Source organism: Bacillus coahuilensis m4-4 (assembly GCF_000171615.1).
Classification (GTDB): domain Bacteria; phylum Bacillota; class Bacilli; order Bacillales; family Bacillaceae_K; genus Bacillus_T; species Bacillus_T coahuilensis.
In genome coordinates this window covers 1-536 of record NZ_ABFU01000075.1, presented here as the reverse complement: position 1 = coordinate 536, position 536 = coordinate 1, and the positions used below count along the sequence as shown (strand labels likewise).

Genomic DNA, 536 nt, shown 5'->3' with positions numbered 1-536 from the left:
CGAACAAATACCCGAGCTGGTTCCGGAATCGGCGACCGTTGTCGGCAACCCCTACACTGGCGCGTCCCTTGTCTATGCATTGGCGGACCGAACAACACCGTCTCCACACGTGGGTCAGGGCTTGAACCACCAAGAACAGGTGCTCATCAATGAACTTGATGAGATGCTGACGAATCCCGCCGTTTGTTCCGTCGTAGAAGAACTTGGCGACGTGTACGTCCTCGACTTCGGTGCTGAAGAGATACATGGCGGTGACCACCCGTTCGCCGGCACCGACGAGATTTCGCCTGCCACAGGTTTCAACCTGGTGGCACGGAAAGGCGATGCATCCCTCTGGGAAGTCGTCGGCTGCAACTCCGAGGGTGGCTAGGGCTCATTATGTTGCGTGGCCGCCGTCGACAAGGTCCGCATAAACCCCCAGCAGGGTATCCACTCCACGTGGGGCGTCATGAACAGCGGCGATGTACTCCCTACCCTTTTGGATTGCCGACGCCGCCTGAGGGTCCGCCAGCGCCATCGCTGCTCCCGCCGCTATC

At 59.9% G+C, this 536-nt stretch carries 1 protein-coding gene; it reads left to right on the top strand.

Features of this window, described 5'->3' with window-relative positions:
- A partial coding sequence (locus M44_RS24380) for a DUF6541 family protein (RefSeq protein ID WP_010176141.1) occupies nt 1–370 on the top strand: 370 nt, incomplete at its 5' end.
- Nucleotides 371–536: the final 166 nt, after the last annotated feature.